General features: G+C 57.3%; 17 protein-coding genes. 5 read left to right on the top strand and 12 right to left on the bottom strand.

The window, feature by feature from the left end; all coding sequences use genetic code 11:
- Positions 1-126 precede the first annotated feature (126 nt).
- A complete protein-coding gene (locus OZ410_RS09560) occupies positions 127-1857 on the top strand; it encodes a tetratricopeptide repeat protein (RefSeq protein ID WP_277707734.1) in 1731 nt (576 codons plus the stop codon).
- A 5-nt stretch (positions 1858-1862) separates the two neighbouring features.
- Here OZ410_RS09560 and OZ410_RS09555 read toward each other — a convergent pair whose 3' ends face one another.
- Both OZ410_RS09555 and mnmA read right to left on the bottom strand, forming a co-directional pair.
- Positions 1863-2807, bottom strand: a complete 945-nt coding sequence (locus OZ410_RS09555; RefSeq protein WP_277707733.1) for an NAD(P)H-dependent flavin oxidoreductase — start codon at positions 2805-2807, stop codon at positions 1863-1865.
- Positions 2808-2825: 18 nt separating this feature from the next.
- Entirely contained in the window at positions 2826-4016 is a 1191-nt protein-coding gene (gene mnmA, locus OZ410_RS09550; RefSeq protein WP_277707732.1) for a tRNA 2-thiouridine(34) synthase MnmA, read from the bottom strand.
- Positions 4017-4160: 144 nt separating this feature from the next.
- On the opposite strand from mnmA, the gene OZ410_RS09545 reads away from it, so the two are divergent.
- A complete protein-coding gene (locus tag OZ410_RS09545) occupies positions 4161-5555 on the top strand; it encodes a fasciclin domain-containing protein (RefSeq protein WP_277707731.1) in 1395 nt (464 codons plus the stop codon).
- 240 nt (positions 5556-5795) lie between these two features.
- Here OZ410_RS09545 and OZ410_RS09540 read toward each other — a convergent pair whose 3' ends face one another.
- The 4 genes from OZ410_RS09540 to OZ410_RS09525 form a co-directional block, all read right to left on the bottom strand.
- On the bottom strand, positions 5796-6359 hold the full coding sequence (locus tag OZ410_RS09540; protein ID WP_277707730.1) for a DUF6515 family protein: 564 nt from the start codon (positions 6357-6359) through the stop codon (positions 5796-5798).
- Positions 6360-6517: 158 nt separating this feature from the next.
- Complete coding sequence (gene yidC, locus OZ410_RS09535) at positions 6518-8362, bottom strand: membrane protein insertase YidC (protein WP_277707729.1); 1845 nt, start codon at positions 8360-8362, stop codon at positions 6518-6520.
- A gap of 99 nt (positions 8363-8461) precedes the next feature.
- Positions 8462-10081: a CTP synthase gene (locus tag OZ410_RS09530; RefSeq protein ID WP_277707728.1), complete on the bottom strand. Its 1620-nt coding sequence runs from the start codon at positions 10079-10081 to the stop codon at positions 8462-8464.
- A 49-nt stretch (positions 10082-10130) separates the two neighbouring features.
- Positions 10131-10376, bottom strand: a complete 246-nt coding sequence (locus OZ410_RS09525) for a DUF3820 family protein (protein WP_277707727.1) — start codon at positions 10374-10376, stop codon at positions 10131-10133.
- Between the two features lie 47 nt (positions 10377-10423).
- Here OZ410_RS09525 and OZ410_RS09520 point away from each other — a divergent pair, with 47 nt between their 5' ends.
- The gene (locus tag OZ410_RS09520) at positions 10424-11293 is read left to right on the top strand and encodes a hydroxypyruvate isomerase family protein (protein ID WP_277707726.1); all 870 of its coding nucleotides are present in this window, start codon (positions 10424-10426) and stop codon (positions 11291-11293) included.
- Between the two features lie 4 nt (positions 11294-11297).
- Here the strand turns inward: OZ410_RS09520 and OZ410_RS09515 are convergent, their stop codons facing one another.
- From OZ410_RS09515 to guaA, 4 genes are read right to left on the bottom strand one after another with little or no spacing between them, the layout of a single operon-like run.
- Positions 11298-11783: a DUF922 domain-containing protein gene (locus tag OZ410_RS09515; RefSeq protein ID WP_277707725.1), complete on the bottom strand. Its 486-nt coding sequence runs from the start codon at positions 11781-11783 to the stop codon at positions 11298-11300.
- A 29-nt stretch (positions 11784-11812) separates the two neighbouring features.
- A complete protein-coding gene (locus OZ410_RS09510; protein ID WP_277707724.1) occupies positions 11813-12217 on the bottom strand; it encodes an OsmC family protein in 405 nt (134 codons plus the stop codon).
- Entirely contained in the window at positions 12214-14355 is a 2142-nt protein-coding gene (locus tag OZ410_RS09505) for a LysM peptidoglycan-binding domain-containing protein (protein WP_277707723.1), read from the bottom strand. Before OZ410_RS09505 ends, OZ410_RS09510 begins: the two co-directional genes overlap by 4 nt.
- Before the next feature lies 1 nt (position 14356).
- Positions 14357-15886, bottom strand: coding sequence for a glutamine-hydrolyzing GMP synthase (gene guaA, locus OZ410_RS09500; RefSeq protein ID WP_277707722.1), 1530 nt, complete (start codon positions 15884-15886; stop codon positions 14357-14359).
- Positions 15887-16247: 361 nt separating this feature from the next.
- On the opposite strand from guaA, the gene OZ410_RS09495 reads away from it, so the two are divergent.
- Positions 16248-16802, top strand: coding sequence for a pyridoxamine 5'-phosphate oxidase family protein (locus OZ410_RS09495; protein ID WP_277707721.1), 555 nt, complete (start codon positions 16248-16250; stop codon positions 16800-16802).
- On the opposite strand, the gene OZ410_RS09490 is transcribed toward OZ410_RS09495, so the two are convergent.
- Together OZ410_RS09490 and bshC are read right to left on the bottom strand one after the other, a co-directional pair.
- Positions 16791-18164, bottom strand: a complete 1374-nt coding sequence (locus OZ410_RS09490) for a pyridoxal phosphate-dependent decarboxylase family protein (protein ID WP_277707720.1) — start codon at positions 18162-18164, stop codon at positions 16791-16793. The two genes, OZ410_RS09495 and OZ410_RS09490, sit on opposite strands and share 12 nt — an antisense overlap.
- A gap of 54 nt (positions 18165-18218) precedes the next feature.
- A complete protein-coding gene (bshC, locus tag OZ410_RS09485) occupies positions 18219-19823 on the bottom strand; it encodes a bacillithiol biosynthesis cysteine-adding enzyme BshC (RefSeq protein ID WP_277707719.1) in 1605 nt (534 codons plus the stop codon).
- A gap of 124 nt (positions 19824-19947) precedes the next feature.
- Here bshC and OZ410_RS09480 point away from each other — a divergent pair, with 124 nt between their 5' ends.
- Positions 19948-22407 carry a M14 family zinc carboxypeptidase gene (locus OZ410_RS09480; RefSeq protein ID WP_277707718.1) on the top strand — a complete coding sequence of 820 codons (2460 nt, stop codon included), beginning with the start codon at positions 19948-19950 and terminating at the stop codon, positions 22405-22407.
- Positions 22408-22621 lie beyond the last annotated feature (214 nt).

Below are 22621 nucleotides of genomic sequence, written 5' to 3'. Positions count from 1 at the left end.
TTCAATGGATTAGGAGAAAGGGTACGGTATTTTTACTATCTTGAGGGAATTGAGACCTTTTAGCGCCCCCTGAGGCTTTCAGGGGGGCGCAGGCGTTCCCCCGGATAACCACCTAACCGATACCCCTTGAAAACAAATCGCAACCTGATTTGGGTCGCCCTGGCCTTGCTATTGCTATTGGCGGTCTTGCTCCCTAAACCAACCGAAGAAATCCTCCCCAAACGCGCTGCTGCGTCCATGGGAAACATCAAGTGCACCGTGGCCAAATTTCTGCTTGGGCCTATAGACAGTACCCGGCAGATTGCCCCGTTATTTGAGAACCTGGGCAACCACCATTTTGAAGTGACAACCCAAAACGCACGCTCCCAGGCCTTTTTTGACCAGGGAATCCGCCTTACCTATGCCTTTAACCATGCCGAGGGGCACCGGGCCTTCCTGGAGGCCGGTCGGCTGGACCCGCGCAACCCCATGGCCTTCTGGGGCCAGGCCTATGCCCTGGGGCCAAACATCAATGATCCGGAACCCGTTGCCGAACGCCGCCAACAGGCCTGGGATGCCCTGCAAAAAGCCAATGCGTTGCTGGATCGCGCCACGCCGCTGGAGCAGGCCCTGATTCTGGCCCTGAATGCCAGGTACAGTCCGGACCCGGAAGTGCCAACAGCCACACTAAATGAGGCCTATCGCCAAGCCATGGGAGGTGTTGCCTCTGAATTCCCGGACCACCCGGAGGTGCTAACCCTTTATGCCGCTTCCATCCTGAATACCATGCCCTGGAATTATTGGAAGCCATCCGGAGCGCCCATGCCACATACCCTGGAAGCCCAAAAGGCCCTGGAACGTACCATTGCCCTAAGTCCTGACCACCCGGGGGCTCACCATTACTACATCCACCTGGTGGAACTCCCGTTCCCGGACCTGGGGGTTCCCAGTGCGGAACGCCTGGAGGACCTGATGCCCGCTGCAGGACACCTGGTCCATATGCCCTCCCATATCTATATTAGGGTGGGCCGTTACAAGGATGCGGTTCGCGTAAACCGGAAAGCCATCGGGGCAGACGAGGACTATATTGCCCAGTGTTTTGCCCAGGGGCTTTACCCCCTTACCTATTATCCGCACAACATTCATTTCCTCTGGTCGGCATCCAGCCTGATCGGCGAGAGCGAAACAGCGATCTGGGCGGCCAGAAAAACCGCCGAAAAAGTCCCTGTGGGGGAAATGACTACCCTCCCCTTCCTGCAGGATTTTGCGTCAACCCCCCTGTTGGCATACATTCGTTTCGGGAAATGGAATGATATCCTCACCTTCCCGGAACCCGCAAAGGAGGTCAAGCACCTGAGGCTGATGCGCCACTACGCCCGCGGGATGGCTTTTATACGCAAAGGCAAACCCGGGGAAGCCCGGGAGGAGTTGGAAGCGATTGCCGGACTCATAGAAGATCCGGAAATGATGGCGTTTATCGCCACCCCTTACAACCCCTCTGAACGACTGGCCCGGGTGGCCCACGGGGTGGTGGCCGGGGAACTGGCGGCCCTGGAAGGGCGCGGGGAAGAGGCCATCCAACATTTACAGGAAGCCATTGCTGCTGAAGATGCCCTCACCTACACGGAACCCTCGGCATGGCATATCCCGCCCCGACAGAACCTGGGGGCGGTATTGATGGATCTGGGGAAATTCGCCGAAGCTGAAGCCGTATACCGGGAAGACCTGAAACGACTGAGAAAGAATGGATGGTCTTTAAAGGGGTTACAACTGGCCCTTGAAGCCCAGGGAAAAACGGACGAAGCCCTTCAGGCGGCCGCAGCATTCCGGGACATCTGGAAACACGCGGATCTGAATATCCAAAGATCTGTGCTGTAAACCCGTTACAGCAAGCCCGGGACCTCCCGGCTGGCCTGGTGGAATTCATGCATCATGTTACGGACGATCTCCCCGGCAGGCAGGATGTTGTGGATCAGGGCAGAAACCTGCCCAATTTCGAGCTCCCCGGCTTCGAGGTCCCCTTCGAACATGCCTTTTTTGGCACGGGCGCGGCCCAACAGGGCCTTGAGCTCCTCCGGGGTGGCACAACGCGCATAGGCCGCTTCAATTTCCTGGTAGAAGGGGTTTTTCAACAAGCGAACAGGCGCCAGTTCCTTCAGGGTAAGGCGGGTATCCCCTTCCCCGGCTTCTACTACCCGCTGTTTAAAGGCAGGGTGGGAAGAAGCTTCCTCGCTGGCCACAAAACGGCTGCCTACCTGTACCCCGTCTGCACCCAGCACCATGGCGGCCAGCATGGCCCGCCCGCTACCGATGCCTCCAGCGGCGATCAGGGGCAGGTGGAGTTGCTCCCGTACGGCGGGAATAAGGGTTAGGGTGGTGGTTTCGTCCCGGCCGTTGTGCCCCCCGGCCTCAAAACCTTCGGCCACCACGGCATCCACCCCGGCCTCCTGGGCCTTCAGGGCAAACTTGACGCTGCTAACCACATGGACCACGGTAATGCCCGCAGCCTTAAGCTGGGCCGTCCAGGTACGGGGGTTGCCGGCAGAGGTAAATACAATAGGTACCTGTTCTTCCCGTATAATGGCCATCAACTGCTCAATATCCGGATAGAGCATGGGCACGTTCACCCCAAAAGGCCGGGAGGTAGCCTGCCGGCATTTTTGAATGTGTTCGCGCAGCACATCCGGGTACATGCTCCCGGCGCCGATCAGGCCCAGCCCACCGGCATTGGAAACGGCCGAGGCCAGGCGCCAGCCACTGGCCCAGATCATCCCCCCCTGAACAATGGGGTACTGTATCCCGAAAAGTTGGGTAATGCGGTTAGGCATGGTCGTATTGGTTTACATTCAGGCAATCACTCCGGATCCCACGAGCTCTTCCCCCAGGTACCAGGCTACGAACTGCCCTTCGGTAATGGCGGACTGGGGTTGTGCAAAATCCACATACAGCCCCCCTTCTATTTTATAGAGGCAGGCCTGTTGCAATTCCTGCCGGTAGCGAATGCGGGCCTGCACCTCCATACTGCCATCCGGGGCAAGGGCCAGGTCCGGCCGTACCCAATGCAGGTCTGCATCCTTTACGAATAAAGCCCTTCGATATAATCCGGGGTGGGCTTTGCCCTGTCCGGTATAAATAATGTTGCGTTCCACATCCGTCTGGATCACAAAGAGGGGTTCCGGGGTGCCCCCCACATCCAGCCCCTTGCGCTGGCCGATGGTGAAATAATGGGCCCCCTGGTGACGTCCTACTACCTTCCCATCCTCCGGGGCATAGGAAGTTTTTTCAGCATAATAAGCCAGTTCCTCGGCCCGATTGGCAAAGGCAGGGGGTTGCACCTGGTACTGGGACGCCGTTGCAGGCACCTCCACAATCTCCCCTTCCCTGGGCTGGAGTTTCTGTTGCAGGAATTCGGGCAGGCGAACTTTGCCGATAAAGCAAAGCCCCTGGGAATCCTTCTTCCCGGCCGTAATCAGCCCGTGGGCCGCTGCTATTTCCCGCACCTCGCTTTTCTGCAGGTGGCCTATGGGAAACAGGGCCCGGGAAAGCTGTTCCTGGTCCAGCTGGCAGAGGAAATAGGATTGGTCCTTATTCGGGTCGGCTCCGGCCAACAGGCGGTATATCGGCTGGCCGTCTGTGCCGGTAACTGCATCCTTCCGGCAATAGTGGCCGGTAGCCACGTAATCCGCCCCCAGTTGCAGGGCCATTTTAAGGAAGAGATCAAACTTGATTTCCCGGTTGCAGAGCACATCGGGGTTTGGGGTGCGCCCCTGTTGGTACTCCCGGAACATATAATCTACAATGCGCTCCTTGTAGGCCGCACTCAGATCCACGGTCTGGAAGGGTATCCCCAGCTTTTCGGCCACAATCAGGGCGTCGTTGCTGTCTTCCAGCCAGGGGCACTCCCGGGATATCACCACAGAATCGTCGTGCCAGTTCTTCATAAACAGGCCAATGACCTCGTAGCCCTGTTGCTGAAGCAACAAGGCCGCCACGCTGCTGTCTACCCCTCCGGAGAGGCCTACTACTACTTTCTTCATGCTTTTGCAGGGCAAAATTACGAAATAAAACGCCGGTTCTGCAGGGCCCGGATTGAGCCTCTGCGTGTTAAAGTATTATTAAGCTGCATTTATTTTGTTTATCTTATTTATACTTTCGTTAAACACTATGAAAACAAAATTGCTATGAAAAAGAATCTTTTTTACCCATTCCTGCTGGCAGGGCTCCTGTTGGTCCTGGGTGCCTGCTCCGACGACGAGGGCGACACCACAATGCCCGAACTTACCCCTAACATAGCGGAACTGGCTGTTTCCAGTGGCGACCTGACCAACCTGGTAGCTGCGCTGACGGAAGCCGGCCTGGTTTCTACCCTGGAGGGCGAAGGGCCCTTTACCGTATTTGCCCCCACCAATGATGCCTTTGCCGCTTTTCTCTCCGAAAATGGTTTTACCAGTGTACAGGACGTACCGGACGAATTACTTACCCAGGTGCTGCTCAATCACGTGGTTGCCGGGGAATTCCGCGCTGCAGACCTGAGCACGGGCTATGTGTCTTCAGCATCCACTGCTGGCCCTGGCGGCGCCAACCTGAGCCTGTTCGTAAATACCCAGGCCGGAGTTGAAATTAATGGAGTATCCGGTGTGGTCACCGCAGACCTTGAAGCGTCTAATGGGGTGGTACATATTGTAGATGCCGTTATTGGCCTGCCCAATATCGTAGACCACGCCGTGGCCAATGATGCCTTCTCCACCCTGGTTTCCGCCCTAACTGCCGGCGGCAATACTACCTACACGGACCTGCTTTCCGGAGACGGGCCCTTTACCGTATTTGCACCTGTAAATGATGCCTTTGCGGCTTTTAACAATCCTAATGGGAACGACATCGGGAACATCCTGGCCAACCATGTGGTGGCCGGAGCCGCAGCCTTTTCTTCCGGGCTCAGTAACTCCTACGTGAATACGCTGGGTACCAATGCAGACGGCGACGCCCTGAGTGCATACATCAATATTGACAACGGCGTAACCATAAACGGCAGCAGCAGTGTGGCCGTGGCCGATGTGGTAGCCACCAACGGCGTAATCCATGCCGTGGATGCCGTGATCGACATCCCCACCGTAGTAACCTTTGCGGCGGCAGACCCCACCTTTGCACCCCTGGTAAGCGCCCTCACCGAAGGCACCCCGGCCACTGATTTTGTGGGCGTGCTGAGCGGAGAAGGCCCCTTTACCGTCTTTGCCCCCACCGATACCGCTTTCCAGGCCCTGCTGGACAGCAACCCGGACTGGAACGGGGTAACGGATATCGATGAAAACCTGCTGACTTCTGTGCTCTACCATCATGTGGTGTCCGGCAATGTACGGTCTGCAGACCTGACCCCCAACGGAGACACTGTAGCCCCCACCCTGGAAGGGGATAACATCACCATTACCCTGCCGGGTACGGATAACGGCATGAACATTGCCGACGTAACCGACGGCTCCGGCAATGCCGGTATTGGTATAATTGCGGTGGATGTACAGGCCGGCAACGGTGTAATTCATGTGCTGAACCAGGTCCTGATCCCCGATACGAGTAACTAAAGTTTCCCCCCATATATCAAAAAAGCCATGTGCCCCCGCGCATGGCTTTTTTTTTACCCGGAAATCATACCCCGGCGAACCTTACCCTCGCATACAAATTTCCTTACTTGACAACTTTTCTTTTGATCCTCGTGGATTGGGGTGCATATTGCGGGTCCCAAATCTTATCAGACATAGCTGATCATCCAAACAAAAAGCCCTTCCTTCCGGAGGGGCTTTTTGGTTCTGGCCAGTGCCATTTCAATCTTCGTCCAACAGGTCAATAACCTCGAAGCCGTTATCCACTTCCCGGTATACCGCCGCGTTCAGTTCATAGGCCGAAACCCCATCCCAGTCCAGGGGTTCTGCCTCGTCCGGCAACTCGGGGACAATTGCACCCACCGGGGCGTCCACCACTTCGTATTCCGACCCTTCCCGGGTGTAGAACACCCCCTGGGCATACCAGAAGGGCTTGCGGGCAACCACCACGCGTACCGGGGCAACAGCCAGCGTACGCACCCGGAATCCGCGGGGCGGGAAGGTCCGAACATACACGCCCTTGCTTGCCACGTAATACTTGCCCCCTACCGGGTAGTATGCCACGCTGCGGTAGCGGATGGCCCGGGTTCCTGCAGGCAACTGGCGCAGGGTGCGGAAGGCGCGCCGCCGTACCTTGCGCTTTTTACGACGCACCGTGCGCTTTACAGGGTGCTGGCGGTTCACCTTGACCACCGTTACGGTTCGGGAGGCCTGGGCCTCCCCTTCAGCGGGCAGCAGCATCAGGATGCCGAGCAGGGCTGCCAAAAGGAAATGTATCTTTTTCATAGCTATATATTTTCGTTTGCCTTTTGGATGTCGAAGACGGCGCCTGCGTTTAACTGGCCTGCCGAAAAATCGATGAACGGCACGTTTACAGCTGTCTAAAAGCCATAAAAAAAGCCTCCCCGGTTTGGGGAGGCTTTGAGCTTTCCGCAGGCACGTCTTTATTTGCGCCCGCCTTTCTTCTGTTTGTCAGCCTCTTCCATCATCTCCCGCATCTTGCGCTGGAAGCGGTTCTCCTTGCGGGGCTTTTTCTTCTGTTCCTGGATCTGGGCGTGGATCTTGTCTTCGTCCAGGATCACGTTTTTGATCACCAGCATAATACCGATGGTAATCAGGTTGGACACAAAATAATACAGGCTAAGCCCGCTGGCGTAGTTGTTGAAAAAGAACAACATCAGCAGGGGGGACAGGTACATGATAAATTTCATGTTGGGCATCCCGGGCTGGGTCTGCATCTGCTGCCCGGTGGTCATCATCATATAGAAGAAGATGGCCACGGACGCCAGGATGGGAAACAGGCTGATGTGGTCCCCGTAAAAAGGAATGCTGAAGGGCAGCTGTGCTACGGTATCGTAGGAGGATAGGTCCTCGGCCCACAGGAAGGACTTCTGCCGCAGGGCAAAGCTGGTGGGGAAGAACATAAACAGGGCATAGAAAATGGGTAGCTGCAACACCGCCGGCACACACCCGCTCATCGGGCTCACCCCGGCCTTGTTGTAGAGCTTCATAGTCTCCTGCTGCCGCTTCATGGCATTATCTTTAAGCCGCTCGTTAATTTCCGTGATCTCCGGTTTCAATACCCGCATCTTGGCCTGCGACAGATAGGACTTATAAGTGACCGGAGACATCAGGATCCGCACGATAATGGTCATCACCACAATGGCGATCCCAAAGGGAAGGAAGGAGCTTAGAAAACCGTAAAAGGGCGTGAATATATAGCGGTTGATCCACCCGAAGATCCCCCAGCCAAATGGGATGGAATCCGCCAGGGACAGGTCTTCGTATTGCTTAAGGACATCCAGGTCCGTAGGGCCGAAATACCAGAACATCCGGCGGCTGAGCTCTCCCCCGGTTAAGGGGAGGGCCGTTTCCGCCCCAAAAGTCTTGGTGAAGGCCGTTTCCTTACTTTCCCCGTCGACCAGGTCTTCCGACGTCATGCGTACGGAAGGCAGGGGTTCTGCGGCGGCTAAAATAGAGCTGAAGAAGTGCTGGCGAAACGACATCCAGCGCACCTCGGTTTCCGTATCGTCGTCTTCCCCGTTGGCTGCCAGCTTGTCAATGTCGTTTCCATTGTGGCGGTACGTCAGGCGGGTATACCGGTTTTCATACATCACGCTGGGGTCGTGGCGGATGGCGGATAGCTTCCAGTCCAGGCCCACGGCATCGCCCCCCAAGCTCAGGCCCTGGGAACGCAGGTCAAAATCCATCAGGTACTGCCCGGGTTTCAGGCTGTAGCGGAATTCCAGGTAGCGGTCTGCCCCGGCCTTGGCCTTCATGGACAACACCCGGGTATCCCCTTCCTGCAGCACTTCCGGTTCAAAATACAGGTCGCGGGTATTGAGGACCCGGTTTTCCCGGGTGGTGAGCTGCAGGTTAAAATCCGAATTCCCTTCCCGGATCAGGTCTACGGGCAGGGAGTCATGGTTTACGAATTGCTTCATCTGGGCGCGCACCACCTGCCCGCCTTTATTGGAGACCTCCAGCAACAAAACTTCATTTTCCAGGCGGGTTACGCCCTCCTGTACCCCGGTAAAGGCAAATTCCCCAACCTGCCGGGCATAGGCATCGGCAGCCAGGGAATCCGATAGGGGTTGGGCTGCAACAGCCTGCTGGGCGGGTTGCAATTGGGATTTTTCGGCCTGGGCCAGGGAGTCCTGCACCTGTTCGGCCCGCTGGGCCTCCAGCTCTTCAGGGGTGGGCTGGGTGGTGTAGAACCAGTAAATGAGGATTCCGAAAATCAGCACAAAGCCAATAATGGAATTGAGATCCAGTTTCTTTTCTTCCATGGATTGTCAGGTATTAGGCTGTTGGCAGGCAGGGGCGCCCGCGGGCAAAAACCGATGCAAATATAGGCCCAATTGGGGAGTTTATGCCATTGTGGCGGGCTAACTTTCGGCCTTAAAGCGCAGGGCCGCTTCCACAAATCCCACAAAAAGCGGGTGGGGGTTGGCTACCGTACTCTTGTATTCCGGGTGGTATTGCACCCCGATAAACCAGGGGTGGCCCGGAATCTCCACGATTTCCACCAGGCCGGTTTCCGCATTGATACCGGAAAATACCAGGCCCGCTTCTTCCATGGCTGCCTTATAGTCGTTGTTGAATTCGTACCGGTGGCGGTGGCGTTCCGAAATGGTAGAGGCCCCGCCATAGACCCGCTGTACCAGGGTGTCTTCGGAGAGTTCGCAGTCCCAGGCCCCAAGGCGCATGGTCCCGCCTTTGTTCACGATGGTCTTCTGGGCTTCCATCAGGTCAATGACCGGGTGGGCGGTTTTCTCATTCATCTCGGTGGAATTGGCGCCTTCCAGCCCCAGTACATCCCGGGCAAATTCAATCACGGCCATCTGCATGCCCAGGCAGATCCCCAAAAACGGAATCCCGCGCTCCCGGGCGTATTTCACGGCTTTCACCTTGCCTTCAATCCCGCGCTCGCCAAACCCGGGGGCCACAATAACGCCGTCCAGGCCTTTCATCTTGGATTCCAGGTTGTTGTCGCTAATGTGCTCGGAGTGGATGGACTTCACCTCCACCCTAACCTCGTTGGCCGCCCCGGCATGTATAATGGCCTCCTGTATACTCTTATAGGAATCCTGCAGTTCCACATACTTCCCGATTAGCCCTACGGTAACGGTGTGGTGGGGGTGCTTAAGCCGCTGCAGGAATTCATTCCACTGGGTCAGGTCCGGCTCGGGCAGCTGGGGTAAATCCAGCTTGGCCAGGGCCACGCGGTCCAGGCCTTCTGCCTGCATCATCACGGGCACCTCATAGATGGTGGAAGCGTCTATGGACTGGATGACGGCCTCTTTCTTCACATTGCAGAACAGGGCCAGCTTCTCCTTGATTTCGTCTGAAAGCTCGTGCTCGGTCCGGCATACCAGGATGTCGGCCTTGATCCCGCTTTCCATGAGGGTTTTCACGGAGTGCTGGGTAGGTTTGGTCTTCAGCTCCCCGGCAGCAGACAGGTAGGGCACCAGGGTCAGGTGGACCACAATGGCGTTCCCATCCCCAAGCTCCCAGAGCAACTGCCGTACGGCTTCTATATACGGAAGGGATTCAATATCCCCCACGGTACCCCCAATTTCGGTGATGACCATGTCGTATTCCCCGCTGTTGCCCAGCTTTTGGATCCGCTCTTTAATTTCATTGGTGATATGCGGTACCACCTGTACGGTTTTCCCCAGGAATTCGCCCCGGCGCTCCTTCTCGATCACGCTCTGGTAGATGCGCCCGGTGGTGACGTTGTTGGCCTGGGAGGTGCGGATGTTCAGGAACCGCTCGTAGTGGCCCAGGTCCAGGTCGGTTTCCGCCCCGTCGTCCGTAACATAGCACTCCCCGTGTTCATAGGGGTTCAGGGTGCCCGGATCTACGTTGATGTAGGGGTCCAGTTTCTGGATGGTGGTCCGGTAACCCCGGGCCTGTAAGAGTTTTGCAAGGGATGCGGCAATGATGCCTTTGCCGAGCGAAGAGGAAACGCCTCCCGTAACGAAGATGTATTTGGTAGCTGCCATGTGGGGAATGAGTGTTACGGGATTCAAAGATACAAATTGCCCGAGGAAATCAGGGCGATTCCCGGGGAAATTCTTCCCGGAGGCGACGGAGCAACCCCTCCAGTCCGTTTTCCTTGATTTCAAATATCGCCTGCAGCTGTTGCCCCAGGGCACCCTTGGGAAAACCCTGCTGCCGGAACCACACCAGATAAGGCAGGGGCAGGTCCGTCAGGTAGCGGCCCTTGTATTTGCCGTAGGGCATTCGGGCGTGGGCCAGGGCCAGCAGGTGTTTTCGTGAAATTCCGGGGACATCCATAGGTCGGGGTAAAAATACTATCTTTAAATGCAACCAATAGCCACGATATGAAACGCAGAAACTTCCTGCAACAAGGGGCCGCCGCATCGGCCGCCCTGATCAGCACCGGCGCCCTGGGCGCCTCCTCCCCCAAAACCCCAGCGGCCAGGCCGGCAGGGAACCGGATCAACCACAGCGTTTGCTATTGGTGTTACGGCAGCATCCCCCTGGATACCTTCCTGGGCCACCTGGTGGAACTGGGGATCCCCGCCATTGACCTGGTGGGCCCAGAAGAATTTCCGCTGCTGAAGAAACACGGCATCCACGCCTCCATGTGCTGGGGAGCGGGCAAAGGGATTGTGGACGGGTGGAACAATCCCAAACTCCACGACGAACTGGTGGCGGATTACACCGAAAAGATTCCCCTGATTGCCGAAGCCGGGTATACCAACCTGATCTGCTTTAGCGGGAACCGCTTTGGCATGGACGACCTGGTGGGCCTGCAACACTGCGTGGAAGGCCTCTCCCGCATCATGCCTGTAGCCGAAAAATACGGGGTGGTCCTGCAGATGGAACTCCTCAACTCCAAGGTAGACCATAAGGACTATATGTGCGACAATACCCTGTGGGGGGTAGAGCTCTGCCGCCGCCTGGGCACGGAGCACTTTAAACTCCTCTATGACATATACCACATGCAGATCATGGAAGGGGACGTCATCCGGAACATCCGGGAATACCACCCCTATTTCGGGCACTACCACACCGGGGGTAACCCGGGCCGCCACGAAATCGACGAGACTCAGGAACTGTATTACCCCGCCATTATGCGGGCCATTGCCGATACGGGCTTCACAGGCCATGTAGCCCAGGAATTCATCCCCAGTTGGGAAGACAAGATCGCCGCCCTGAAGCAGGGGGTAACCATCTGCGATATCTAAAGGGTTATTCCACAGCCAGCAAGGCTGCTACTTCCTCCCCCCAGCGCCCCTGGGCTTCAGGGTCCCTGGAAAAATCGGTTTCCCGGTCGTAACGCTCCTGGAAGGCGGCCAACTCCCGGTTGAGCTCCGCAAACATATGGCGAACTTCGGCCTGCAGGTCGTCCCCATAGACCCGGCTTTCCAGGCGTGCCCGCAGGCGGCGGGCAAACAGGGCGGTAATGTCGAAATGCAACTGCTCGTGGGCCAGGACCCCCTGGTCGCAGATTTCCGGGTGGTACCAGGATTTCTCAGGATAAAAATGGGCCTCCACCTCCAGGTCCAGGACATAACCCAGGCCATTCCAGGTGGCGTTGTACGCATAAGAAATACCGCTGGCCGTAGTAGCAGCTATGCGACGGCTTTCCGGGGGCGTCCCCCTGAAATCGGACCAGGATAGCTCCAGGCCAGGCTCCCAGCGGATGGCGGGTTCCTCCTGTGCCTGCAGGGCCATTAGACCCCATAGGAAAATTCCGAGGTATCTCAGTCCTGCCAATGGAAGGTGATGTCCTTTTCGATGGCCTCGTGCAGGCTCATGATCACAGGGCAGGTGCGCCCGGTTTGTTCCAGGACCTTGCGGTTCCGCTCCGAAACGCCTCCGGGCAGCGTTACACGAACTTCTACCCTGGAAATGCGACGGGGATTAGCCGCCATGGTTTTGGTGACCTCTGCTGTGGCGCCGCTCAGGTCTACCTCCAGGTCCCGTGCCTTAATCCCCATAACCGTCAGCATACAATTCGCCACCCCTGTGGCTACGGTATCGGTAGGGCTGAAAGCCTCCCCTTTCCCGTGGTTATCCACAGGGGCATCGGTAATATAGGTGGCCCCGGAGGCCAGGTGAGTATTTTCAGTCCTGAGCCCGCCCAGGTATACGACTTTGGATGTCATGGTCCTTGTATTTCTCGGATCCGGAGCCCGTCGTACATCAGGATGTACGAGGCGGTGTTGTAATAGCCGTCCTGCAGCTCCTTCACATAGTTGAACATATTACCGCTGTACCGGGTCACCCCGATCTGATCCGCCACCTGGAACAGGTCTGGTTTGTATGCCAGTCGCAACAGCAGGTCCATTCCCAGGTCGAACCCGCGTACCGCGTAGCGGTTGGGGTCGCCCCCAAAACGCTGGCGGTAGCGCCGTGCAAAGGCAGATTCCCCGGTTTCCCGATATACGGAGGGGAAGGTGAATTTCAGGTTGGAAAGGTGGGTGGCCGCCACCACGTCATTATCGAAGGCCTTGCGGTCTGTGGTAAACATGCGCACCGGGGTTTCCTCCGTATTAGCCGAATTCAGGATGGAAGTTACGCTGGAAGCAATGCGGAAGTTGTCGGTTTCCACGAAGATCCAGTTTTCCTGGGTTTGCGAAAGGCTTTCCAGAAAGTCCTCCATATCCAGAGAAATGTTTTCATCATCCTGCTTTAAGGCCACCAGTTCCGCAGCCGGGAAGGCTTCCAGAATCTCCCCTTCCGTATCCCGGTTGGCCTGATCCGAAATGATAAATATTTTCTGATCCGTAACCTGCTCCTTCATATACTCCAGCATATGGTGGCGCAGGCGGGCATCGTCCGTGTACGTATAAAACACATTTTCAGTGGGCAGGGCTTCCGGCAGGGGTACCGGCGCAATGACCGGCAGGTCCAGTTCGGCCGCCCGTGAAGCCACGTCGCCAACGGCACGCGGGTCCAGGGGCCCCAGGATGGCGCTGTACCGGCTCAGGTCTTCCTGCATCACCAGCTGGCGTACCCGCTCCGGCCGCAGCTGGGTATCCAGGGTTTTGGCCTCCACGGAAACCCCCATCTCGGCAATGCTGTCCATGGCTACCATCAGTCCTGTATAAATCCCCAGACTGTAAGTCAGGGCGTTGTTCTGGGATATCCGCTTGTAGGTCTCCTCCGGGTTTTGGAGGTCCAGGCGGTCCAGGCGGAAGGGCAAAAGCACCAGCAGACGCGGGATATTGCCCGTGTTGATGCTGTCGCGCAGGTTAAAGGCGTCCAGCACCAGGGCATTTTTGACTTCCAGGTTTGCCGTATTTTCCCGGGGAATTTTTAACACCATCCCCGCTTTGAGACCGGTGGCCAGGTCCGGGTTCAGCTGCCGCAATTCGGACCAGCCCAGCCCGAATTTACGGGTGAGGGAGAATTCGGTTTGCTTGGGCTTCACCTCATAGAACACAAAGCGGTCCGTGTTTAGCCCCAGGGTATCGCGTTTGGGTTCGGGCAGGCGCAGCACCATGCCTTCCTGCAGGTTGCCGCGTTCCATAATTTCCGGGTTCAGGCGAATGATCTCCTCCCGGGAAATCCCGTACTCCTGGCTCAGGCTGAACAAGGTCTGCTTGGGCGGTACGGTATAAGCGCGATATACTTCGCTCTGCTGGGTGAGGGCGGAGGGGGCGTCAGCCTTGGGCACGCGCAATTGCTGGCCAGCGGCCAGGTAGCTGGTGCTGCCGGGTAATTCCGGGTTCAGGCGCACCAGGCTGTCTACCGTAATCCCGAACTTATGGGCGATGCTCCAGCGCGTTTCCTTCGGTTGCACGGTATATTCACCCAGCTGGGATTCCAGCTCGAGCTGCTCCCGGTACCCGGGTGCAAATTTCGGGATCCGCAAGACCATGCCCCGGTCCAGCGGGTTTGCGTACAACTCGGGATTAAAGCGCTTGAGTTCACTCTCCTCAATCCCGTATTGGCGGGTAATGCCATAAAGGGTCTCCCGGCGGCGTACCCGGTGGGTAGTAAACCCAATAGGGCTGGAAAAGTCTGTGGTGTCCTGTACCGCTGTGGTCTGCTGGGCAGCGGGTTCGGTTTCCCTTCTGGGGATCACCAGGATAGTGTTGGGGCGCAGGGGCTGCCCGTTTTCGAGTTCCTTGTTGTATCGGACCAGGTCGTCCGGGGTAAGCCCGTAGCGTTTAGCGATGGAATACAGGGTTTCCCCCTGCTGTACCGCATGAGTTCGGAATTGCTGCTGGGCCATGGCGCCGCAACTGATCAAAAGGCCAAAAAGCCCCAGCAGGGCATACCGGAAGGCAAACTTCATGTTACTCCCATTCTATGGTGGCCGGCGGCTTGGAGCTGATGTCGTAGACTACGCGATTCACCCCGGGCACCTTGTTGATAATGTCATTTGAGGTCTTCTGCAGAAAGTCGTACGGGAGGTTTACCCAGTCGGCAGTCATCCCGTCCGTGCTCTCCACGGCCCTTAAAGCTACGCATTTTTCATAAGTCCGCTCGTCGCCCATCACCCCCACGCTGTTCACCGGGAGCAGCATGGCGCCGGCTTGCCAGACCTGGTCGTACAGGCCCCATTCCCGCAGACCCTGGATAAAAATATGGTCCACTTCCTGCAGGATGGCCACCTTCTCCGGGGTCACTTCCCCCAGGATGCGGATGGCCAGGCCCGGGCCCGGGAACGGGTGGCGCCCCAGGCGCTCGTCCGGGATCCCCAGACTGGCCCCTACGCGCCGCACCTCATCCTTAAACAGCATTTTCAGAGGCTCCACCACCTTCAACTTCATATAATCCGGCAAGCCGCCCACATTGTGGTGGCTCTTGATGGTGGCCGACGGGCCCCCGCTGGCCGAAACGGATTCGATCCGGTCCGGGTAAATGGTGCCCTGCCCCAGCCATTTGGCGTCTTCGACTTTATGCGATTCGTCGTCGAAAACCTCGATAAAAATCCGCCCGATGATCTTGCGTTTCTTTTCGGGGTCCTCCACTCCCGCCAGTTCGTTCAAAAAGCGTGCCGAAGCGTCTACCCCTTTTACGTTAAGCCCCATGTCTTCGTACTGGTGCAGCACCTCCTCGAATTCGTTTTTGCGCAACAGGCCGTTATTCACAAAGATGCAGTGCAGGTGGGAGCCGATGGCCTTATGCAGCAGCACGGCAGCCACCGTGGAGTCTACGCCCCCGGACAGGCCCAGGATTACCTTCTCCTGCCCGATTTCCGCCTTGAGCTCGGCCACCGTGGTTTCCACAAAGGCATCCGGGGTCCAGGTCTGCTCGAGCCCGGCAATGTCTACCAGGAAATTCTTCAACAGGGTGCTGCCCTGGGTGGTGTGGTACACTTCAGGGTGGAACTGTATCCCGTAGATGCGTTCGTCCTCTACCTTAAAAGCGGCATTGGTTACGTCGTGGGTACTGGCCAGCAGCTGGCCGCCTTCCGGCAGTTCCTGGATGGTATCGCTATGGCTCATCCATACCTGGGAGCCCACCTCGATATCCTTCAGGAAGGGGTCGGCTTCCACATGGGCCAGCTTGGCCCGTCCGTATTCGCGGGTCTTTGAAGGGGCCACGTTGCCCCCGCTGAAGTGCGCTACATATTGGGCGCCGTAACAGATGGCCAGGATGGGTTTTTTGCCGCGGATGTCGGAAAGGTCCGGGTGGGGCGCATCTTCGGCCCGTACCGAAAAGGGGGATCCCGAAAGGATCACCGCGCTGAATTCGTCCAGGTTTTCCGGGAGGTGGTTGTAGGGTTTGATTTCGCAGAAGATGTTCAGCTCCCGAACGCGCCGTGCGATCAATTGGGTATACTGGGAACCGAAGTCGAGGATCAGAACGTTGTTTTGCATGGCCAAAAATAGCAAAATAGGCCAAGGACCTGCCCCCCTTTCACAAGAAATTATCACCAGGATATCTACAGGCCGCCTTCTGAAACTTTACCCCAAAGAAAAAACCCCGGCACTGCTGCCGGGGCTTTCCTTTTCCCCCGCATGGCGGGGCAAAACCAACCTAAACACATGAATTTAATTATGACACAAAAAGGGCTAAGTCAAAACACTGGTGTTTTGGGAAGAAACCGCCTCCCGGTACCGCGGGAAGCGGTTTTGATTTCCTCTTTCTCAGCAACTTTTGATACTATAACAACCCCGGGGGGAAATACCCTACCCCTGCATGCATTTTTTTTTTAATTTTATATAAAAACCCCCCGGTATGAACACCTCCATCTGGCAGGAAATTACTGCCGAATTACACGCCGGCACCCATAAAAAAACCCATCCCTTCCGGTATGGCACCCTGGCCACCGTGGGCCTGGAAACCCTGCCCCGGCAGCGTACCATAGTCTTGCGCGCCTTCGACCCGGAAGAAATGCGCATCTCCTTTTACACGGATACCCGGTCCAAAAAAATCCTGCACCTCAAGGAAAACAACCGGGTGAGCCTGTTGCTATTCAACCCCGGCAAGCAGTTGCAGGTCCGCATAGAGGGCCTGGCCCACCGGGAGCGGTCCGAGTCCGTCCTACAGGAATGCTGGGCCCGCCTGCAGGCGGGTGCGCGCCGGGACTATACCTCCCTACAGTCCCCGGGCACAGAGATCACAGACCCCCACCGCATTGATTATATGCAGAAGGAGACCAGCGACTTTTTTGGCATCGTCCATATCTTCCCCTTTAAGATCGAGTACCTGAAGCTCGTGAAGCCGGACCACTTACGCGTCCGGTTTTCCAAGGAAAAACAGGCGTGGAACAGTGAATACCTAGTCCCCTAGAGTTTCCAGGATCACCGAAATATCCTGCTCGGTGGTATGCGGATTGATAAAGCAGAAACGCAGCACGGTTTCCATCCCTGAAGCCCCGCGCCATTGGGTTGGCGCAACCAGGGCCAGGCCTGCCTTATGGTTGCGGTAGGTCCAGTCTGTATACTGGGATGGGGTCCAGTGCCTGCGTCGGAACAGCACACAAGACAAACTGGGTTCCCGCACCAGCTCCAGGTCCGGGTGGGCCTGAATCTGCCCGGCCGCCTGCTGGGCCAGGGTAATACCGCGTTCTACCGCCCATTTGTACTGGTTGGTGCCGTGCATGGCCAGGGAAAACCATAGGGGCAGTCCCCGCAAGCGGCGGGTGAGCTGGACCTGGTAGTCCGCCGGGTTAAAACCCCGGGCCCCTTCGTCCTTAAAAATATCCAGGTAAGAGCCTTCCTGAGAGTGGGCCTCCCGCGCCAGTTCCGGGTCGCGGTAGATCACGGCCCCGCAGTCGTAGGGGGAGAACAGCCATTTGTGCGGGTCAATGGTCACGCTGTCTGCTTTTTCGATTCCATTGAAAAGATGGCGGACTGAATCGGCCAGCAGGGCACCCCCTCCATAGGCGGCATCCACATGGAACCAGAGATTTTCCTTCCGGCAGACCTCGGCTATACCGTCCAGGTCGTCCACGATCCCGGCATTGGTGGTACCCCCGGTACCCACCACGGCAAACAGGCATTCCCGCATTTCCGGGGGCATGCCCGAAATCGCCTCCTGCAGTTCCGAACCGCGCATCAGGTCTTCTGTTGGCACCAGCTTTACCTCGGCATCGATCACCTTGGCCATGGCTTTAATGGAACTGTGGGCTCCGATAGAGGTAATGATAATCCCCTTGCGGCGGGACTCCCCCCCTTTTTTACGCCAGGCTTCCCGAGCAGCCACCATGGCGGAGAGGTTGGCCGCTGTGCCCCCGCTGGTAAATACCCCGAAGGCACCTTTGGGCATGCCGGTCAGGGAGACCAGCCAGTCCATGGCGCGGTTTTCGCAAAAAATACCCCCTGCGCCTTCCATCCAGTAGGCCCCGTGGATGGAGGAGGCTGAGGTGACCAGGTCAAAGAGGACAGCCGCACGGGATGGCGCGGCCGGTACAAAAGCCAGGTGGCGCGGATGGTCTATGGGAACCGTGGCTTTGACCAGCACATCCTTGAAAAGCGCAAATGCCTTTTCCCCGCCTATGCCTTCGGGGGTAATGGTCTCTCCCACCGCTTCAAGCAGCTCCGCCTCGCTGCGGGGGCTGCCCAGTTCCGGCTGGTTGTTGGTAATCCGCCCGATGGCGTATTTCATGACGTCAAGGGTCATTTCGACCGTATCCAAATCGATGGTATGCATGCCGCAAAAGGTTTGGGGCAAAGATACGGCGCCGGGGTCGGCTTTATGGCGCAATCAGGGATAAATAAGCAGGGTAAATTCCCCGCCAAGGGGCTCAAAATGGTCCAGGAGGATACCCGGCCAGTCGGCCCCGATTTCCAGGTAGGCCTCCGCAAAATTACGGCTGCGCTCCTGCAGATTGCCATAGGGAAAAAGGGCATGGTGGAGTTCGGAGAGGCGCTCCACATGGTCGGCCAGCTTGTGCTTCTGCGCCTTAAGGAGGCGCTTTTCCAGCTTATCCAGGCCTTTGAGTTGTTTCACTTCCTGGGCTTTTACAGCCCCCAGGAAGGTCGGATCGGTCTGGTCGGCCAGGTGGTACAGGGCCTTAAATTGCTGCTGCAGGTGTTCCCGCTGGGGGGTAAAATCGATATCGATGTTGGAAATTTCGCGGATTTTCCGGTTGATCAGCCGGTTCTTGTCCAGGAACAATTCCTGCAGGGAAACGCCCAGTTTTTCAGCCTTCCCCACCTGTTTCTCAGAAAGCACCAGGGCAGCATTGCGCAAGAGCAGGATGGGAAAGGCCTGGCCGCTGGCATCGAAGAAATCCTTCAGCTCCAGCCAGTAGGCCAGTTCCCCACCACCTCCAATGTAGCAAAGGTTGGGCAGGATCACCTCCTGGTAGAGCGGCCGCAGGATCACATTGGGGGAAAACCGCTCCGGATGTTGGTCCAGGGTTTCCAGCAAGGCTTCCCGGGTGAAGCGCAGGTCGGTATCCAGCACCCCGTACGTATCCCCCTCCCGTACCAGGCGGTGCCGCCCGTTTTGGTCCAGGTAAAACAGGTTGATCTCCCGGGGGGTTACCTGTATCGGATAGGTATCCCGGACTTCCGACAGGTTTTTGGCCGTTTGCCCTACCACGGCATGGGCCCGGTTTTGTAGCAGGTCTTCCTGCATATAGGGGGTGAAAAGGGCCTTCAGTTTGGGGTGGTCCGCATCCAGGATCACCAGCCCATAGGCTCCAAAGAGCTTATTGGCGAGGTAGCGCGTGGCTGCTGACAGGTTGGGGTGTTTCAGGTAGGCTTCATGAAAAAGTTCCTGCAATTCCCGGGCCGCCTTACCGCCACCGAGTTCCTGGCCCAAGGCCTCCTCCACGGCTTCCAGCCCCTGGGTATCCATGCGGCCCACAGCTCCTCCGGAAGGGCGGTTCCATCGGAATTCCTTCCCGTTTACATTAAAGTGGCTGATCTCGTCAAAGTCGTGGTCCTCTGTGGCCATCCAGTAAACCGGCACGAAGTTCCGCTCAGGAAAGGCTTCTTTCAATTGCCGGCAAAGCACAATGGCAGAAGCAATTTTATAATGGAAATAAAGGGGGCCCGTAAAGAGGTTCAGCTGGTGTCCGGTAACCACCGTAAAGGTATCCGGGGAGGTCAGGACCTCCAGGTGCCCGGCCGTGGCCTCGGAAATATCCACGCCCCGGTACTGCTCCTGCAACACTTCTGACAGAACTTCCCGATGCGCCATGGGGTACTGCCCTGCTTTTTCACGCAGCTGCTCCTTAAAAGCCGTGAGGTCCGGCCGGCGGTGGTAATAAGGGGCCAGGCTGGGGGAATCCTGCAGGTAGTCCGTGATGAGGTCCGAGAAAAACCCGGTTTGCGTGAATGGGATGCCTTCTGCGCGCATGGAATGGTTTCAGCGGCTCAAAGATAAGGTACCGGTGGCGGACAATTCTTAAAAAATAAGTTAAGATGGTCCGACCGGGGGTTTTGGCGGATTCCGTAGTTTTGAAGTTCATTTACCCGATACCATGAAACACTTGCTTTACCTGATTGCCATTTTGCTAAGCTGGCAGGCGGCCGGACAAGACCTGCAATCCCCTGAAGAATTTTTAGGATACCCCCTGGGGTCCCAGTTTACGCGGCACCACGAGGTGGTGGAGTACTACCGGCATGTGGCCGCAGCCCGGCCCGGGCAGGTACGGCTGGAAACCTATGGAAAAACCAATGAACGCCGCCCGCTGATGGTGGCCATTGTCGGTTCCTCAACCCATATGACAAATTTGGAGACCATCCGGCAGGAGCACCTGAAAGCCCTGGAAGGCCAGGGAAAATCGGATATCCCCGTTGTATGGCTCAGCTACAATGTACACGGAAATGAAAGTGTCAGCACAGAGGCCTCCATGCAGACCCTGTACGAATTACTGACCTCGCGCCAGGACTACCTGGAGCACGCTGTGGTAATTCTGGATCCCTGTATTAACCCGGATGGGCGCGACCGATATGTAAACTGGTACAACCAATATAAAAATACCCCCTACCAGCCCAATCCGGAGAGTAAAGAGCACCAGGAAGGCTGGTGGAACGGGCGCAGCAACCATTACATGTTCGACCTGAACCGGGACTGGGCCTGGCTTACCCAGGTGGAGAGCCGCCAGCGCCTGGCCAAATACCAGCAATGGATGCCGCATATCCATGTGGATTTCCACGAACAAAGTATGAATGCCCCCTACTACTTTGCCCCGGCTGCCGAGCCTTACCACGAAGTGATTACCGGGTTCCAACGGCGTTTCCAGGAAACCATAGGGCGCAACCATGCCCGGTATTTTGACGCCAACGGCTGGTATTATTTCACCAAGGAGGTATTTGACCTGTTTTACCCCAGTTACGGGGACACCTACCCCACCTACAACGGGGCTATAGGCATGACTTACGAGCAAGGGGGTGGCGGCGTGGCTGGCCTGGGGGTCATTACCGCTACGGGTGATACCCTGACGCTGAAAGACCGGATTGCCCATCACCTGACCACCGGACTCAGTACGGTTGAGGTAGCCGCCGGAAATGCCGGGGCCCTGACCTCAGAGTTCCGGAATTACTACGCCAACCCGGGGAATTTCAAATACAAAAGCTATGTAATGCGCGGCAACCCGGACCAGCTGGACGCCCTGACCGAATTGCTGAACCGTCACAACATCCGGTATGGGCATGCCCGCCCCGGTACAGCCCGCGGCTTTAACTACCGGAACCAGGCAGCGGGCAGTATGCGGCTGGATGCCGACGCCCTGGTGGTGCCCACCCGCCAGCCCAAGGGTCGCCTGGTGAAGGTCCTTTTTGAACCCGATGCCCGCCTGAGCGATTCCCTGACCTACGACATCACCGCCTGGTCCCTCCCCTATGCCTACGGGTTGGATGCCCTGGCCTCCGAAGCGGAAGTGCCCCACACCTTAGAAACCCGGGAACCGCAGGTGAAACCAGCCTTTACGGAAAGTGCTTACGGCTACCTGACCGACTGGAACAGCATGGCAGATGCCCGTTTTCTGGCCGCCCTGCTGCAGGAAGGGATCCGCGTGCGACGGATCACCCACCCCATGGAGACTGCAGGGCAGGCCTGGGCACCGGGCACCCTGCTGATCCAAAAAGGAGACAATAGAAACCACCCCGGATTTACTGCCACCCTTAAGAAAATTGCCCTGGCCCATAGCAAACCGCTTACCCCTGTGAGCGGGGGCTTTGTAGATGCCGGCTCGGATTTTGGTTCCCGTTCAGTGGGCATGATCCCCAAAGCCCGGATTGGGGTACTGGCGGGAGAACCCACCTCAACTTTGCGTTTCGGGGAGGTATGGCACTTCTTTGAACAACAGCTCCACTACCCCCTTACGGTACTGGATGCCGACTTCTGGGACCGGGCCAAACTGGAAAATTATGACGTGCTGGTATTACCCGGGGGGCGCGGCTACCGCCGCTTTCTGACTCCAGAGCGCAAGGGCCGCCTGAAACAATGGGTTGCAGGGGGCGGGCGCCTGATCGCCATGGGGGAAGCCCTGGATGCCCTGGGCGGGGAACAGGGTTTCGGGGTTCGCGCCAAGGCCGGAGGGCCTCAGGCAACCGATACGGATGCCATCACCCCTTACGCGCAGGGACGGCGGGAAGGCATAAAATCGGCCATCACTGGGGCCGTTTTCCAGACCCGGGTAGACCCCACCCACCCCCTGGCCTTTGGGTATGCAGACTCCTACTTTAGCCTGAAACTGGGTAACCGCGCTTACGAACGGCTTGCCTCCGGCACTGTGGCGTACCTGGAACCCAATGCCAGACCCGTGGCCGGGTTTGCCGGCAGCGAAGCCCTAAAGGACATTTCCGGCAGCCTGGTGTTTGGGGTGGAAGCCCATGGGCGCGGGCAGGTGGTATATCTGGCCGACAACCCCCTTTTCCGGGGATTCTGGGAGAACGGGAAGCTGTTCTTTGCCAATGCCCTGTTTATGCTGGATTAAGCCTGGGGAATCCCGGGTTTCCGATGGGTTGTTGCAGGGTTAGCGGTTAGTTTGCACCCGGGGTTTTGGGGCACTTTCCCCTTTTCCCTAATAACGTTGTAGTCCCTATCCTTCCCTGCATAAATCCTATCAATGCAAGGCTGTTGCAGGATCAAAACTTAGTTTGCACCCGGGGTTTTGGGGGCTTTCCCCTGCCTCCAACTTTCGTTTTGGC

Origin of the sequence: Robiginitalea aestuariiviva (assembly GCF_029537735.1) — a bacterium.
GTDB classification, from domain to species: Bacteria; Bacteroidota; Bacteroidia; order Flavobacteriales; family Flavobacteriaceae; genus Robiginitalea; species Robiginitalea aestuariiviva.
Note: the sequence above shows the minus strand (reverse complement) of the source record. Positions and strands in the feature narration are given on the sequence as shown.

What these genes read in the sequence shown, in the direction of transcription:
- OZ410_RS09515 (WP_277707725.1), bottom strand. Translation starts at nt 11,783, where the DNA reads ATGGCCCTGCAGGCACAGGAGGAACCCGCCATCCGCTGGGAGCCTGGC.
- OZ410_RS09540 (WP_277707730.1), bottom strand. Translation starts at nt 6,359, where the DNA reads ATGAAAAAGATACATTTCCTTTTGGCAGCCCTGCTCGGCATCCTGATG.
- OZ410_RS09495 (WP_277707721.1), top strand. Translation starts at nt 16,248, where the DNA reads ATGAACACCTCCATCTGGCAGGAAATTACTGCCGAATTACACGCCGGC.
- OZ410_RS09480 (WP_277707718.1), top strand. Translation starts at nt 19,948, where the DNA reads ATGAAACACTTGCTTTACCTGATTGCCATTTTGCTAAGCTGGCAGGCG.
- guaA (WP_277707722.1), bottom strand. Translation starts at nt 15,886, where the DNA reads ATGCAAAACAACGTTCTGATCCTCGACTTCGGTTCCCAGTATACCCAA.
- OZ410_RS09510 (WP_277707724.1), bottom strand. Translation starts at nt 12,217, where the DNA reads ATGACATCCAAAGTCGTATACCTGGGCGGGCTCAGGACTGAAAATACT.
- mnmA (WP_277707732.1), bottom strand. Translation starts at nt 4,016, where the DNA reads ATGAAGAAAGTAGTAGTAGGCCTCTCCGGAGGGGTAGACAGCAGCGTG.
- bshC (WP_277707719.1), bottom strand. Translation starts at nt 19,823, where the DNA reads ATGCGCGCAGAAGGCATCCCATTCACGCAAACCGGGTTTTTCTCGGAC.
- OZ410_RS09505 (WP_277707723.1), bottom strand. Translation starts at nt 14,355, where the DNA reads ATGAAGTTTGCCTTCCGGTATGCCCTGCTGGGGCTTTTTGGCCTTTTG.
- OZ410_RS09525 (WP_277707727.1), bottom strand. Translation starts at nt 10,376, where the DNA reads ATGGATGTCCCCGGAATTTCACGAAAACACCTGCTGGCCCTGGCCCAC.
- OZ410_RS09490 (WP_277707720.1), bottom strand. Translation starts at nt 18,164, where the DNA reads ATGCATACCATCGATTTGGATACGGTCGAAATGACCCTTGACGTCATG.
- OZ410_RS09520 (WP_277707726.1), top strand. Translation starts at nt 10,424, where the DNA reads ATGAAACGCAGAAACTTCCTGCAACAAGGGGCCGCCGCATCGGCCGCC.
- yidC (WP_277707729.1), bottom strand. Translation starts at nt 8,362, where the DNA reads ATGGAAGAAAAGAAACTGGATCTCAATTCCATTATTGGCTTTGTGCTG.
- OZ410_RS09530 (WP_277707728.1), bottom strand. Translation starts at nt 10,081, where the DNA reads ATGGCAGCTACCAAATACATCTTCGTTACGGGAGGCGTTTCCTCTTCG.
- OZ410_RS09545 (WP_277707731.1), top strand. Translation starts at nt 4,161, where the DNA reads ATGAAAAAGAATCTTTTTTACCCATTCCTGCTGGCAGGGCTCCTGTTG.
- OZ410_RS09555 (WP_277707733.1), bottom strand. Translation starts at nt 2,807, where the DNA reads ATGCCTAACCGCATTACCCAACTTTTCGGGATACAGTACCCCATTGTT.